Raw genomic sequence first — 13,353 nt, 5'->3', positions numbered from 1 at the left:
CACCTCGGATCTTTTTATTCTTGTGATTAGAAAGCTGTGTGGTTGCGAACAGCTTTTTTGCAGCAGGCCAACCGCGTGGCGGTTGATCGCGAGCGCCGCCCGCTCCTGTAGGAACGAGCTTGCTCGCGATAACGGCCGTCAAGGCACCGCGGTACTAGTTGGTGCGCGCCCCCTGGTTGATCCAGGCGCCGATCAGGTCACGTTCCTGTTGGGTCATCTGGGTGATGTTGCCCAGCGGCATGATCTGGCTGGCGACGGCCTGGGCCTGGATTCGTGGGGCCTGGAGCTTGATCTGCTCCGGGGTGTCGAACATCACGCCGGCTGGCGCGGCACTGAACAGCGGGCTGGTGGGCTTGGCCGAGTGGCAGACGGTGCAACGTTCCTGGATCACGTTGTGCACCTTGTCGAAGGTCGGGCCCTGGGATGGGGTGGACGCTTGCGTCGGAGCAACTTCGGGAGCTGCCGGGGCTGCCGGAGTCGCGGCGGTTTCAGGTTTGGCGCCGCCGCCGATGGCGGTTTCCGGCAGTGGCTGGTACTCGATCTTCGCCGGCGCCTTGGCTACTTCCGGGCCCTTGGCCATTTGCGCGGGGCCGGTGACGTAGGCCAGGCAGATCATGCCCAGGGCCGCGACCGGCAGGGTCCAGGCGAACTTGTGGCTGTCGTGGCGGGTGTTGAAGTAGTGACGCACCAGCACCGCCAGCACGGCGATCCCGGCCAGGATCAACCAGTTGTACTGGCTGCCGTAGGTGCTCGGGAAGTGGTTGCTGATCATGATGAACAGCACGGGCAGGGTGAAGTAGTTGTTGTGGCGCGAGCGCAGCAGGCCCTTGGCCGGCAGGGTCGGGTCCGGCGTGCGGTTTTCGGCGATGGCGGCCACCAGCGCACGCTGGGCCGGCATGATGATGCGGAACACGTTGCCGACCATGATGGTGCCGATGATGGCGCCGACATGCAGGTAGGCGCCGCGACCGCTGAACACCTTGCTGAAGCCATAGGCCGCGGCGATCAACAGCGCGAACAGGATGAAGCCGAGCAGGGCGGGTTTCTTGCCCAGGGGCGAGTCGCAGAGGAAGTCGTAGACGAACCAGCCGGCGATCAGCGAACCGATGCCGATGGCCACGCCTTCAGGGCCGGTCAGGCCGCTGCCCGGCGCTACCAGGTAGAGCATCGGGTTGTAGTAGAACACCAGGCACAGCAGGGCGATCCCCGACATCCAGGTGAAGTAGGCTTCCCACTTGAACCAGTGCAGGTTCTCCGGCATGGACGGTGGGGCCAGCTTGTATTTTTCCAGGTGATAGATGCCGCCACCGTGGATCGCCCAGAGGTCGCCCGACAGGCCGTCCTTGGGGTTGACGCGATTGAGGTTGTTTTCCAGCCAGACGAAGTAGAACGACGCGCCGATCCAGGCCACGCCAGTGATCATGTGAACCCAACGCACGCTCAGGTTGAGCCATTCCAACAGATGTGCTTCCACAGTCTTTACCTCTCGCCTGTCACCCTTGTTGTCGAGTGATCAGACCTTCTCTTATTGGTGGGGGGCGAGGATCAAACACTCATCCTCTTCAAAGAAATGCTCATCGCAGTTATTGCCTGTGCCACTGCGATCAACCACCAGGAAGTCATCCCGCTTTTCGATCGTCAGCACCGGGTGGTGCCAGACGCCGCGATGGTAATTAATGCCCTGCCTGCCATTGCTGACGAAGGCGCGGACCAAGCCCGATACAGGTGCATCGCCAAGTGGCGCGACCACGATCAGAAAGGGGTTGCCGAGCAGCGGAATGAACGCCTGGCTGCCCAGCGGATGGCGCTCCAGCATGCGTACGGTCAAGGGCATGTCCAGCGCGTCGGCGCGGAAGATGCTGATGATCGCCTTGTCGTCCGGCGTGGCGGTTTCCACGGTGGCCAGACGATGGAAGCGCATGGTCGAACCGTTGTTGATCATGAAGTGATCGCTGCCGTCGGTTTCGATCACGTCACCGAAGGGGGCGAAGGCTTCTTTGGTCAGCGGTTCGATCATCAATGTGCGCATGCTGTTCTTCTTATCCGAATTCTGTGTTGTTCGTGCTGAAGCCATCGCGAGCAAGCTCGCTCCTACAGTGGACTGTGGCGTTCACAAAACCTGTGGGAGCTGGCTTGCCAGCGATCGGTTTCCTACTTATTTAGCGACCTTGCCCAGGATCCGCAGGCGGCTGACGCCACCGTCCGGGAACACGTTCAGGCGGATATGGGTGATCGGGCCCAGGGCCTTGATCTGCTCGGCGAAGGTGTGTTCGGCGTGCATTTCCAGCTTCTGGCTCGGCAGCAATTCGCGCCAGAACAGCGATTGGGTTTCGATCTGGCTGTCGGTACCGCCCTTGACGAAGGCGCCCTGGATCGAGCAGCTGTCCGGGTAGTTGCCCTTGAAGTGCAGGGTGTCGACGATGATCTTCTCGATCTCGCCCGGATGGCCCAGGGCGACGATCACCCAGTCATTGCCCGGCGTGCGGCGGCGTGCGGTTTCCCAGCCGTCGCCCATGTTGATGCCGCGGCCCGGGTTGAGGATGTTGCCCATGCGGCCGAAGTGTTCGTCGGAGCAGGCGAGGGCGCGGCCACCGTTGAGCGCGGCTGCCAGGTCGACCTGCTCGTTGTCGCCGACCGCCGACCAGTCGCGGTACGGGATGCCATGCACGCGCAGACGGGCCACGCCGCCATCCGGGTAGATATTGAAGCGCAGGTGGCTGAACGCCTGGTCGTTGCTGATCTCGTGGTAGTGGTGGCTGTTGCCTTGCAGCTCGACGGCCGGCAACACTTCCACCCACTGGGTGTTTTCGTTCGGCTCGCCTTCGGCCAGGAAGCAGGCTTCCAGGGAGGCCGATGGCGGGAAGTTGCCGGTGAAGAATGAGGTGTCGATGTCCACGCCCTTGATCTGGCCGGGCACGCCCAGGCGGATCACCGCGCTGTCGTAGCCTTCAAAGCGCTTGCGGCGCGACTCCCAGCCGTCCATCCACTTGCCGTTGTCATCGAAAACGCCCTCCTTCCATACGGCCGGGGTCGGCTGGAACAGACGGTTGGCGTCAGCGAACCAGTCATCGGTCACCGAGATGATCTTGGTGCCCAGGCGGGCGTCGGCCAGGTTGACGAACTTCTCGAAAGGTACGGCGTAAGCTTTCATTCTTCTTGTCTGCCTTTAATAAAGTGGCTTGGGATGCTTGCAGGGCCCTGGGTACGTTGGGCGTTCACTCGTGCTCGGGGCTTCTCACAAGGGCTGCTTGCTAGAGAGTCAGTAATCGGAACAGGGCGATCTTGTTGATCTGCGCCAGCGCGCACCTGAATTCGGTGTCCACCGAGTTGTGGATGCGTGCTTCGAACGCCGCGAGGATCTGATGCCGGTTGCTGCCTTTTACCGCCATGATGAAGGGAAACTTGAACTTGGCCTTGTAGGCGTCGTTCAGCTCGGTGAAGCGCTGGAACTCTTCGGCCGTGCATTGGTGAATCCCCGCGCCAGACTGTTCTTCAGTACTGGCCGCGGTAAGCTGCCCCTGGACGGCGGCTTTGCCGGCCAGGTCCGGGTGAGCGTTGATCAGGGCCAATTGGCTCTGGTGATCGGCGCTCAACAGGATGTCGCTCATGCGCTGGTGCAGGACGTCGATCCGGTCGATCGACGGATCCTGGCCCAGGTCGAAGGCCTTTTCGGCGACCCATGGCGAATGTTCATAGATATCGGCGAAGGCTTTGACGAAGGCGTCGCGGCTCAGGGTCGAGGGTTTCAGGGTTTGGAAGGTGCTCATTTCGCAGCCCCCGGGAACGGGTGGGTTTGCTGCCAGTGACGGGCAATGTCCACGCGGCGGGTGAACCAGACCTGATCGTGACCCTTGACGTACTCGATAAAACGCTTCAGAGCGGCCAGACGCGCCGGGCGGCCGATCAGGCGGCAGTGCAATCCGATGGACAGCATCTTCGGTGCCTCGGCGCCTTCGGCGTACAACACGTCGAACGCATCCTTGAGGTACTGGTAGAAGTCGTCGCCCTGGTTGAAGCCCTGGACCTGGGTGAAGCGCATGTCGTTGGTGTCCAGGGTGTAGGGGATCACCAGGTGCGCCTTGCCGGTCGGGTTGTTGGTTTCCCAGTAGGGCAGGTCGTCGTCGTAGGTGTCGCAGTCGTAGAGGAAACCGCCTTCCTCCATCACCAGGCGCCGGGTGTTCGGGCCGGTGCGGCCGGTATACCAGCCCAGCGGGCGTTCACCGGTGATTTCGGTGAGGATACGGATCGCTTCGAGCATGTGCTCGCGTTCCTGGGCTTCGTCCATGTACTGGTAGTCGATCCAGCGGTAGCCGTGGCTGCAGATCTCGTGGCCGGCTTCGACCATGGCGCGGATCACGTCCGGATGGCGCTGGGCGGCCATGGCGACGGCGAAGATGGTCAGCGGAATGTCGAATTCCTTGAACAGCTTGAGGATCCGCCAGACGCCGGCGCGGCTGCCATACTCGTACAGCGATTCCATGCTCATGTTGCGTTCGCCCTGCAGGGGCTGGGCGGCGACCATTTCCGAAAGGAAGGCTTCCGACTCCTTGTCGCCGTGCAGGATATTGCGCTCGCCGCCTTCTTCGTAATTGAGCACGAACGACAGGGCGATGCGGGCATTGCCCGGCCAGTGAGGGTGAGGAGGGTTGGAGCCATAACCGATCAGGTCGCGTGGGTAGTCAGCGCTCACTGCAGTCTTCCTTCTTATCGTGATAACGGTGGCGTGGCGGGGCCTGAGGGGGAAGGCAGGCTGGCGTCACAGCGATGGACTGATTGTATACAACTTTTCAATCGGTTTGTAAGCCCGATTTTTTGCATTTTTCATCGATTGTGCTCATGCCCGGGTACTGCAAGAAACCTGCCTGGTTGGTCAGCTAATGGGTGAAAAGTCTTCTGCTCTCATGGTCTAGCCGCTGATCAAGGGAATACGGGAGCTTGCTCGAAGTGCTCGGAAATGGATGATTTTTATTGTGTACAATTTTTTTTAAAAGTGTCTTAATAAATTCCTTGCCGTACCCTTTCGTGCTCCGAAACGGTGCGGTCTCCTTATCAACTGACTTCAGGAGGCGCGAGGTCTGGACGTGTGAGCGCGCACAGACACGCAGAATCAATGGGACGTTTGACTACACACGTGTTGGATGCCGCGCATGGCTGCCCAGGCAGCGCCATCAAGGTCGAGTTGTACCGGGTCGAAGGTACGCAACTGGAACTGGTCGCCAGTGCCCTGACCAACAGCGATGGCCGTTGCGATGCGCCGTTGCTGCAAGGCGATGACTACCGCACCGGGGTTTACCAACTGCAATTCCATGCCGGCGATTACTACCGTGCTCGCGGCGTACAACTGCCTGAGCCTGCGTTTCTCGATGTGGTGGTGCTGCGTTTCGGTATCTCGGCCGAGCAGGAGCATTACCATGTGCCGCTGTTGATCTCGCCTTACAGCTATTCGACCTACAGAGGAAGCTAGGACATTCCCCCATTGCTGTTTCCTTGGAGGCAGCTGCGCAAAGCTTCTTTGATCTTTCGCCCGCTCACACTGCGGGCTTTTTTTCGTCCGCCGAAAAATGGGGATGCCATCGCGAGCAAGCTCGCTCCTTATCTGTAGGGGCGAGCTTGCCCGCGATGCTTTCAGCGGCTCAACAGCGACGCAGCACCCGCACCACTGAACAACCCGGCGCTGACCCGGTTGAACCAACTCTGGCCCTTGCCGCTGCGCAGGTAACGCGCCGCGCCATGGGCGCCCAGGCCGTAGGCCAGCTTGCACAGCAGATCGAGCAGGGTCCAGGTGACGATCATGATCAGCAACTGCGGCAGGAAAGGTTGTTCGGCGCTGAGAAACTGCGGCAGAAACGCGGCGAAGAACAGAATGTCTTTCGGGTTGCTGGCGCCCAGCACAAAAGCGCGCCCGAACAGTGCGCGAAAGCGCGGTTTCGGTGCGGCCTCGGGCACGTCGGCACCGAGGGAGGGCTGCCGCGATTGCTGCCAGCTTTGCCAGGCGAGATAGAACAGGTACAGCGCGCCGACGATTTTCAGGGCGCTGAACAGCTGTTCCGAAGCCAGCAGCAGGGCGCCCAGGCCCAGGGCCGAGGCGCTCAGCAGGCAGATCGAGGCAAACACGCCGCCGAGAAATGCCGGGTAGGACCGACGCAAACCGTAATTCAGGCTGTTGCTGATCATCAGCAGGGACAGTGGGCCCGGGATCAGGATCACCACCAGTGCCGCGCCGCTGAACAGCAGCCAGGTTTCCACGCTCATTGCCTTTCTCCTTATGTGCAAAAGCCTCACCCGACGGGGTGAGGCCGTTTGAAACCGATGTGCCTACAAGAAAATGAACTTGGCGATAAAGATCGCGCACAGCACCCACAGGCTGATGGAGATTTCCTTGTACTTGCCCGTCCCGGCCTTCAAGGCCACGTAGGTGATGAAGCCCAGGGCGATACCGTCGGCGACCGAGAAGGTCAGCGGCATCATGATTGCGGTGACGATCGCCGGGATGCTGTCGGTGGCCTCTTCCCAATCGATGTGGGCCATGCCGCCCATCATCAGCATCGCCACATAAATCAGCGCACCGGCGGTGGCATAAGCGGGGATCATGCCAGCCAGCGGTGCGAAAAACATGGCTGCGATAAATAGCACACCTACGGTCACTGCGGTAAGACCAGTCCGACCGCCCGCGGCGACCCCCGCGGCACTTTCCACGTAGCTGGTCACGGGCGGAACGCCGACCACTGCGCCGAAGACGCTGGAGGCGCTGTCCGCCTTCAGGGCACGGGAGAGGTTCTCGATCTTGCCGTCGGGGTTGACCAGGCCGGCGCGCTGGGCCACGCCCATCAGGGTGCCAGCGGTATCGAACATGTGCACGAAGAGGAAGGCCAGCACCACGCTGATCATGCTGACGTTGAATACCCCGGCGACGTCCATGGCCATCCAGGTCGGTGCCAGGCTCGGTGGGGCCGACATGATGCCCTCGTAGTGCACCAGGCCCAGGCCCCAGCCGGCCAGGGTCACGGTGATGATGCTGATGAGGATCGCGCCGAACACCCGGTGATAGCTGAGCACGGCAATCATCAGGAAGCAGATCGCCGCCAGCAGCGGGCCGGGTTCGCGCAGGGAGCCGAGCTTGATCAGGGTGGCCGGGCTATCGACCACGATGCCCGCGGTCTTCAAGCCGATCAGCCCGAGGAACAGGCCCACGCCGGCGCCCATGGCGAAGCGCAGGCTGGCCGGAATGCTGTTGAGCAGCCATTCGCGGATCCGCGAGAAGGTCAGGAACATGAACAACACGCCGGACACGAACACCGCACCGAGGGCGGTTTCCCAGTTATAGCCCATGGTTCCGACCACGGTGTAGGTAAAAAAGGCGTTCAACCCCATGCCGGGCGCCAGGCCTACCGGCCAGTTGGCGTACAACCCCATCAACAGGCAACCCAGGGCGGCGGCGATGCAGGTGGCGACGAAGGCCGCGCCATGGTCGATGCCGGCGTCGGCCATGATGTTGGGGTTGACGAAGATGATGTAGGCCATGGTGATGAAGGTTGTCAGACCGGCGATCAGCTCGGTCTTCACCGTGGTGCCATGCAACCTGAGTTTGAAGAGGCGCTCCAGCCAGCCACTGTTCAGCGGCGGCGAGAGTTCCAGCGTAGGGGCTTCGGATTTGCGGCTTTCCACAGCGAGTACTCCTCAAGAGTTTTATTATTTTTTCCAGAGCCGGACACGCGAGGGTGGACAGCGGCTCTTTGAGGCATGTAAGGCTTGCGGGCTTTTATTGACCTATAGGTCAGGAACTCGCACGTGGCAAATTATGCTTTTGTATACAAAGAAAGCAAATAATGTTTTTTGGGTTGTGTGCGAAAAGTTCGCCAGAAAGGCTATATGCCTGTAGCCGCTGGCGCAGCCTGCGATCGAGCGCGCAGCGGTCGCACGGGGCTCAAGTGCTCTTGCAGGCAGGTTGAAGGGCACTGCGCCGCAGGCTGTGGTGTCAGCGGTTTTCGCCCAGGGCCTTGTTCACCGCCAGCCAGCCATCCACCGCCGCCTCGCCGGCCTCGGCGAACACCCGTTGCAGCAGCTTCACCTGCTCGCGCCGCAGCGCTTGCTCAAAGCGCGCGCCGTCCTCGGTCAGCTCCAGCAGGCGTTTGCGCTTGTCGCTCTCTGGGGCAACGCTGTTGACCAGGTGCATCTCCATCAATTGGCGCAGCGGAATGTTCAGCGCCTGCTTGCTCACGCCCAGTGCCGTGAGCAGTTCCTTCACGCTCAGCCCCGGGTAGCGGGCGATGAAAAACACGATGCGCTGGTGCACGCGACTCAGGCCGCGGCGCTCGAGCATTTCGTCGGCCTTGGCGGTGAACGCCTGGTAACCAAAGAAGAAGGCTTCCATGGCGGCTTGTTGCGTGGTCTGGTTTTTAAGGTCAAGCATATTGACGTATCTGCGAAAGTCGGCGTAATTTCGGTCAAGCAGTTTGACGTATTTTCCTCCACCTCCGCTACGGGTGACCCTCATGGCCTTCTCCGAACGAGTTTCGCGTCTTAAAAGCTCACTGATCCGTGAAATCCTTGCCGCCGCGCAGCGTCCGGAGGTGATGTCGTTCGCCGGAGGCCTGCCCGCCGAAGCGATGCTGCCGAAGATCGATTGGCAGGCGATGCCGGTGTCCATGGGCCAATACGGCATGAGCGAAGGCGAGCCACAGCTACGCGAGGCTCTGGCGGCGCAGGCCCGGATGCTGGGCGTACCGTGCGAGGCGAGCCAGGTGCTGGTGGTCAGCGGTTCCCAGCAGACCCTCGATCTGGCGGCCAAGCTGTACATCGACAAGGGCGCCGAGATCATGCTGGAAGCGCCGACCTACCTGGCGGCGCTGCAGATCTTCCAGCTGTTCGGCGCCGATTGCCTGACCGTACCACTGGAGGCCGATGGGCCGGACCTGGCGCAATTGCGCGCCCGCCTGGAGCAGCATCGCCCCGCGTTCATCTACTTGATCCCGACCTTCCAGAATCCTTCGGCGGTGCGCTACAGCGAGGCCAAGCGCGATGCCGTGGCGGCGTTGCTCGACGAGTTCGGGGTGACCCTGATCGAGGACGAGCCTTACCGCGAGCTGACTTTCGATGGCGGCAACGCCACGCCCATTGTCGGGCGCCTGCGCAAGGCCAGCTGGATCTACACCGGTACTGTGTCGAAGACGCTGCTGCCAGGGCTGCGGGTCGGTTACCTGATCGCCAGCCCGGACCTGTTTCCCCACCTGCTGCGGTTGAAGCAGTCGGCGGACCTGCACACCAACCGAGTCGGCCAATGGCAGGCGCTGCAATGGATAGGTACCGGGCAGTATCAGCAACATCTGAGCGAGTTGCGCGATTTCTACCGGGTGCGCCGCGACGGTTTTCAGGCTGCCCTGCAACGTCATTTCGGCGATCTGGCCGATTGGCAAGTGCCCCAGGGCGGGCTGTTTTTCTGGTTGACCTTGAAACAGCCGCTGGACACCCGCACTTTGCTGAAGGCGGCGCTGGAGCGGGATGTGGCATTCATGCCGGGCGAACCCTTCTTCTCCGAGCCGGACCGCAATCCAGGTCACCTGCGGTTGAATTTCAGTCATATCGATCCGGCGCGTCTGGACGAAGGTCTCAAGCGGCTGGCCACCGTGGTACGTCAAGCACAGGCTGCACAGGCAGCCTAAGAGGAGAGGGCCATGTACAAGGTTTATGGGGATTACCGGTCCGGCAACTGCTACAAGGTCAAGTTGATGCTCAACCTGCTGGGCCAGCCTTACGAGTGGCACGCCGTGGACATCTTGAACGGGGATACGCAGACCGAGGCGTTTCTGGCGAAGAACCCCAACGGCAAGATCCCGGTGCTGGAACTGGAAGACGGCACCTGCCTGTGGGAATCGAACGCGATTCTCAACTTCCTTGCCGACGGCAGCGAATTCCTGCCGAGCGAGCCGCGTTTACGTACGCAAGTGCTGCAATGGCAGTTTTTCGAGCAATACAGCCATGAGCCGTACATTGCCGTGGCGCGTTTCATCCAGCTTTACCTGGGCCTGCCGCAAGAGCGCCTTCACGAATACGAGAAGCTGCAAAAGCGCGGCTACAAGGCCCTGGACGTGATGGAGCACCAGTTGGCGCGTACGCCGTATCTGGTGGGCGAGCAGTATTCGATTGCCGATATCGCGCTCTATGCCTACACCCATGTCGCCCATGAAGGTGGCTTCGACCTGGCGCGTTACCCGGGGATCCAGGCTTGGATGCAACGGATGGAAAGCCATCCGTGGCATGTCGGGATGCTCGATTGAATGTCTGCGGAAAATAAAAAAGCCGACCTTGGGTCGGCTTTTTTGTGCCTTGGGCTTGTGGTGCCTGCTCTGGCCCTATCGCGAGCAAGCTCGCCCCTACAGGTTTACAGCAGTCCCTTTGTAGGAGCGAGCTTGCTCGCGATGAGGTCCTTCAGAGCGCCACCAGTCATTCAGGCTGTCGCAAAACGTTTGTCCAGATAATCGATGATCACCTTGGACTCGTACATCCAGGTGGTCTGGCCGTTTTCTTCGATGCGCAGGCACGGCACCTTGATCTTGCCGCCTTGCTCCAGCAGGGTCTGGCGGTCCTGCTGGTTGTTTTTCGCGTCACGCAGGGCCACCGGAACGTTCAGGCGGTGCAGGGTGCGGCGGGTTTTCACGCAGAAGGGGCAGGCGTGGAACTGGTACAGGGTCAGGCCCTTGGCGGCCTGTTCGACCTGGGCTTGAGCCGCGGCGGGGCGCTGCTGCTTGCGTGGGCGGGTGATGAAGTCGATGAAGATGATGAGCTGGCCCAGGCCGACTCGAAGCGCTTTGACGATCACGATATTGCCTCTTGCCCATGAAAGAAGGGGCGGCAGCTTACCTGATTTTTGCCAGGCGAAAAAAAACCGGCGATGAACGCCGGTTCTTTCGGGCAGCCGTTTACTTGATCAGGCTGAGAAACTCGCTGCGGGTCGCCGCGTTTTCGCGGAATTCGCCCAGCATCACCGAGGTGATCATCGACGAGTTCTGCTTCTCCACGCCGCGCATCATCATGCACATGTGCTTGGCCTCGATCACCACCGCGACGCCCAGGGCGCCGGTCACTTGCTGGACCGCGTCGGCGATCTGGCGGCTGAGGTTTTCCTGGATCTGCAGGCGGCGCGCGTACATGTCGACGATGCGCGCGACTTTCGACAGGCCCAGCACTTTGCCGCTCGGAATGTAGGCGACGTGAGCCTTGCCGATGAAAGGCAGCAAGTGATGCTCGCACAGCGAGTAGAGCTCGATGTCCTTGACCAGCACCATTTCGCTGTTATCGGAGCTGAACAAGGCACCGTTGGTGACTTCTTCCAGCGTTTGTTCATAACCGCGGCAGAGGTACTGCATGGCTTTGGCGGCACGTTTTGGCGTGTCGAGCAGGCCCTCGCGGGAGACGTCTTCGCCCAATTGGCCGAGGATCGCCGTGTAATTCTGTTCCAGGGACATGAAACTACCTGTGGGATTTTACGCAAAGGGCAAGGGTACGGTGGCGGACTCGACGCTGCAAGCGCGACGAAGCGGCTTTACTCGTCGCGGCCTTCCATCATGGTGCGTTTGAGCATCACGTAGACTGCGCCGGCACCGCCGTGCCTGGCCTGGCACGAGGTGAAGCCGAGCACCTGGGGATGCTGGCGCAGCCAGGTGTTGACGTGGCTCTTGATCATCGGCCGCTTGCCGTCCAGGCGCACAGCCTTGCCGTGGGTGACGCGCACGCAGCGGATCTCGAACCTGGTGGCTTCGGCGAGGAACGCCCAGAGGGTTTCCCGGGCCTTTTCCACGTTCATGCCGTGCAGGTCGAGGCTGCCTTCGAAAGGGATCTGGCCGGCCTTGAGCTTGCGCATCTGGCTTTCCTGAACCCCGTCGCGGGCCCACATCAGCTCGTCTTCCGGGGCGACGTCGATCACGAACTGATCGGACAGCCCGTCGACGGTCGTGGTTTCGGTGCGCACGCTGGCAGCCTGGCGCAGCTTGGCGATCTGCGCCCGGTCAGCCTTGGGTTTGCCGGTTTCGGCGCGATCGTGCTTGATCGGCTTGACGCCTTGGATCGCACTTTTGAACAGGGAAAAATCGTCGTCTTGCATGTCAGCCTCCGCGAAGACCGAGCAGTTTACCCAACTCGACGGGAGAGGGGCGGGACAAAACGTGTTGCCGTCGATTCAGTCATGTTTCTTCATCAGGTGTGGCGCCATGTTCAGGGTTTGCGGCTGGCGCATGCGGCGCCGGCAGCGACGCCACAGCCAGACGCCGACATACAGCAGCAACAGACCGACCGCTAGAATCACCGCCGAACCTGCCGGACTTGCATTCAATTCGCCCAGCGCCGGAGGGCGCCCCAACAGGCTGGCGGCCCCGGCCATCGCCAGCAGCACACCGAAGGTCGCCAGCAACGCGGAGAATCCCGCGCCCAGGCGCAAACGCCAGTTCCGCGGGCCTTTGGGCCGCAGACGACGTGCGTCAAAACCATCGGATATCTTCATTCCGACCTTCCTCAATGGGTATCGGCCCTTCGACCGAAAGATGACCGGGTGGTTCCTGAGGCTAAGGCAATTACGGCAAATGAGAGGCTTTTACGGATGAGCGGCCCGTGGACCGCTCATTGCAGGTCGATCAGATCAGATCTTTGGTCAAGGCGAGGGTGGCGAAGTTGTCCGCCATGATGGCCATTTCGGTCTGCTGCACGTGCTCGGCGCTGAGGATGCCACCCTTGCAGGGCAGGTCACGAGTGGCGCAGGCGTCTTCCACCAGGGTGCAGCGAAAGCCCAGGTTCTTCGCTGCGCGCACGGTGGTGCTGACACTGGAATGGCTCATGAAGCCGCAGACGATCAGGTCCAGGGAGCCCAGGTCCTGCAGGCGCTTTTCCAGTTCGGTGCCATGGAAGGCGCTCGGCAGCAGCTTGCCGATGATGGTCTCGTCGCCCTGGGGTTCGAGGCCGGGGATGAACTCGCCGCGCTCGCCCTGGGGGTCGAACAGACCGCCGACGGTGCCGAGGTGACGCACATGCACAACCGGGCGGCCGGCGGAGCGGGCGGCAGCGACCAGTTGCTTGATGTTGGCGACCGCGGCGTCCATGCCGGACAGGGCCAGCGGACCGCTGAGGTACTCTTTCTGGGCGTCGATGATCACAAGGGTCGCGTGGCTCAAATTAGCCGCTGCATAACCACGACCGCTGAGTTGAAACATCGTCTTTGGAACGGACATTCTGGGGCTCCTGTGAGTGGGGCTTTTGCGACATTGTCCTCTGGCGGAGCGCTTCTGTGAATCGCTACTAACGTAAGGTGCGTGGTTGCTGGCCTACAGCCGTGTCAAGGGCTATGGAGAATCGGCTCGAATGTGGGGA

16 protein-coding genes are annotated in these 13,353 nt (G+C 61.3%); 3 read left to right on the top strand and 13 right to left on the bottom strand.

The features are described from left to right. Positions 1-154 precede the first annotated feature (154 nt). From IF690_RS21345 to puuE, 5 genes are all read right to left on the bottom strand, one after another. Positions 155-1,474, bottom strand: a complete 1,320-nt coding sequence (locus IF690_RS21345; RefSeq protein WP_202697274.1) for a urate hydroxylase PuuD — start codon at positions 1,472-1,474, stop codon at positions 155-157. 51 nt (positions 1,475-1,525) lie between these two features. Beyond that, positions 1,526-2,029 (bottom strand): ureidoglycolate lyase, encoded by a 504-nt coding sequence (locus tag IF690_RS21340; protein WP_009050214.1) that lies wholly within the window; start codon positions 2,027-2,029, stop codon positions 1,526-1,528. Positions 2,030-2,155: 126 nt separating this feature from the next. Then, on the bottom strand, positions 2,156-3,151 hold the full coding sequence (alc, locus tag IF690_RS21335) for an allantoicase (RefSeq protein WP_202697273.1): 996 nt from the start codon (positions 3,149-3,151) through the stop codon (positions 2,156-2,158). A gap of 100 nt (positions 3,152-3,251) precedes the next feature. Beyond that, on the bottom strand, positions 3,252-3,767 hold the full coding sequence (gene uraD, locus IF690_RS21330) for a 2-oxo-4-hydroxy-4-carboxy-5-ureidoimidazoline decarboxylase (protein WP_202697272.1): 516 nt from the start codon (positions 3,765-3,767) through the stop codon (positions 3,252-3,254). After that, entirely contained in the window at positions 3,764-4,690 is a 927-nt protein-coding gene (gene puuE, locus IF690_RS21325; protein ID WP_202697271.1) for an allantoinase PuuE, read from the bottom strand. Before puuE ends, uraD begins: the two co-directional genes overlap by 4 nt. Before the next feature lie 420 nt (positions 4,691-5,110). Between puuE and uraH the strand changes: the two genes are divergently transcribed. Continuing rightward, positions 5,111-5,464, top strand: a complete 354-nt coding sequence (uraH, locus tag IF690_RS21320; RefSeq protein WP_023966464.1) for a hydroxyisourate hydrolase — start codon at positions 5,111-5,113, stop codon at positions 5,462-5,464. A 161-nt stretch (positions 5,465-5,625) separates the two neighbouring features. Here uraH and IF690_RS21315 read toward each other — a convergent pair whose 3' ends face one another. The 3 genes from IF690_RS21315 to IF690_RS21305 all read right to left on the bottom strand — a co-directional run bounded on the left by IF690_RS21315 (position 5,626) and on the right by IF690_RS21305 (position 8,410). Then, positions 5,626-6,252, bottom strand: a complete 627-nt coding sequence (locus tag IF690_RS21315) for a LysE family translocator (protein ID WP_202697270.1) — start codon at positions 6,250-6,252, stop codon at positions 5,626-5,628. 63 nt (positions 6,253-6,315) lie between these two features. Further along, the gene (locus IF690_RS21310; RefSeq protein WP_023966460.1) at positions 6,316-7,665 is read right to left on the bottom strand and encodes an NCS2 family permease; all 1,350 of its coding nucleotides are present in this window, start codon (positions 7,663-7,665) and stop codon (positions 6,316-6,318) included. 310 nt (positions 7,666-7,975) lie between these two features. Beyond that, entirely contained in the window at positions 7,976-8,410 is a 435-nt protein-coding gene (locus IF690_RS21305; protein WP_023966458.1) for a MarR family transcriptional regulator, read from the bottom strand. An 82-nt stretch (positions 8,411-8,492) separates the two neighbouring features. Here IF690_RS21305 and IF690_RS21300 point away from each other — a divergent pair, with 82 nt between their 5' ends. Together IF690_RS21300 and IF690_RS21295 are read left to right on the top strand one after the other, a co-directional pair. Continuing rightward, a complete protein-coding gene (locus IF690_RS21300; protein ID WP_202697269.1) occupies positions 8,493-9,659 on the top strand; it encodes an aminotransferase-like domain-containing protein in 1,167 nt (388 codons plus the stop codon). Positions 9,660-9,671: 12 nt separating this feature from the next. Continuing rightward, positions 9,672-10,274: a glutathione S-transferase family protein gene (locus IF690_RS21295; RefSeq protein ID WP_202697268.1), complete on the top strand. Its 603-nt coding sequence runs from the start codon at positions 9,672-9,674 to the stop codon at positions 10,272-10,274. Between the two features lie 170 nt (positions 10,275-10,444). Here the strand turns inward: IF690_RS21295 and IF690_RS21290 are convergent, their stop codons facing one another. The 5 genes from IF690_RS21290 to IF690_RS21270 form a co-directional block, all read right to left on the bottom strand. After that, positions 10,445-10,816, bottom strand: coding sequence for a glutathione S-transferase N-terminal domain-containing protein (locus IF690_RS21290; protein ID WP_202697267.1), 372 nt, complete (start codon positions 10,814-10,816; stop codon positions 10,445-10,447). A gap of 100 nt (positions 10,817-10,916) precedes the next feature. Further along, a complete protein-coding gene (gene folE / locus IF690_RS21285; protein WP_003204506.1) occupies positions 10,917-11,462 on the bottom strand; it encodes a GTP cyclohydrolase I FolE in 546 nt (181 codons plus the stop codon). A 77-nt stretch (positions 11,463-11,539) separates the two neighbouring features. Beyond that, on the bottom strand, positions 11,540-12,097 hold the full coding sequence (locus IF690_RS21280) for a Smr/MutS family protein (RefSeq protein WP_202697266.1): 558 nt from the start codon (positions 12,095-12,097) through the stop codon (positions 11,540-11,542). Between the two features lie 75 nt (positions 12,098-12,172). Beyond that, entirely contained in the window at positions 12,173-12,493 is a 321-nt protein-coding gene (locus IF690_RS21275) for a hypothetical protein (RefSeq protein WP_007932271.1), read from the bottom strand. 130 nt (positions 12,494-12,623) lie between these two features. Next, positions 12,624-13,214 carry a cysteine hydrolase family protein gene (locus IF690_RS21270; RefSeq protein ID WP_101283137.1) on the bottom strand — a complete coding sequence of 197 codons (591 nt, stop codon included), beginning with the start codon at positions 13,212-13,214 and terminating at the stop codon, positions 12,624-12,626. Positions 13,215-13,353: the final 139 nt, after the last annotated feature.

The organism is Pseudomonas sp. SK3(2021) (genome assembly GCF_016772375.1).
Taxonomy (GTDB): Bacteria; Pseudomonadota; Gammaproteobacteria; order Pseudomonadales; family Pseudomonadaceae; genus Aquipseudomonas; species Aquipseudomonas chlororaphis_I.
This window is presented reverse-complemented; position numbering and strand designations above follow the sequence as displayed.

What these genes read in the sequence shown, in the direction of transcription:
- IF690_RS21300 (WP_202697269.1), top strand. Translation starts at nt 8,493, where the DNA reads ATGGCCTTCTCCGAACGAGTTTCGCGTCTTAAAAGCTCACTGATCCGT.
- uraH (WP_023966464.1), top strand. Translation starts at nt 5,111, where the DNA reads ATGGGACGTTTGACTACACACGTGTTGGATGCCGCGCATGGCTGCCCA.
- IF690_RS21280 (WP_202697266.1), bottom strand. Translation starts at nt 12,097, where the DNA reads ATGCAAGACGACGATTTTTCCCTGTTCAAAAGTGCGATCCAAGGCGTC.
- folE (WP_003204506.1), bottom strand. Translation starts at nt 11,462, where the DNA reads ATGTCCCTGGAACAGAATTACACGGCGATCCTCGGCCAATTGGGCGAA.
- IF690_RS21315 (WP_202697270.1), bottom strand. Translation starts at nt 6,252, where the DNA reads ATGAGCGTGGAAACCTGGCTGCTGTTCAGCGGCGCGGCACTGGTGGTG.
- IF690_RS21270 (WP_101283137.1), bottom strand. Translation starts at nt 13,214, where the DNA reads ATGTCCGTTCCAAAGACGATGTTTCAACTCAGCGGTCGTGGTTATGCA.
- uraD (WP_202697272.1), bottom strand. Translation starts at nt 3,767, where the DNA reads ATGAGCACCTTCCAAACCCTGAAACCCTCGACCCTGAGCCGCGACGCC.
- IF690_RS21305 (WP_023966458.1), bottom strand. Translation starts at nt 8,410, where the DNA reads ATGCTTGACCTTAAAAACCAGACCACGCAACAAGCCGCCATGGAAGCC.
- alc (WP_202697273.1), bottom strand. Translation starts at nt 3,151, where the DNA reads ATGAAAGCTTACGCCGTACCTTTCGAGAAGTTCGTCAACCTGGCCGAC.
- IF690_RS21275 (WP_007932271.1), bottom strand. Translation starts at nt 12,493, where the DNA reads ATGAAGATATCCGATGGTTTTGACGCACGTCGTCTGCGGCCCAAAGGC.
- IF690_RS21340 (WP_009050214.1), bottom strand. Translation starts at nt 2,029, where the DNA reads ATGCGCACATTGATGATCGAACCGCTGACCAAAGAAGCCTTCGCCCCC.
- IF690_RS21295 (WP_202697268.1), top strand. Translation starts at nt 9,672, where the DNA reads ATGTACAAGGTTTATGGGGATTACCGGTCCGGCAACTGCTACAAGGTC.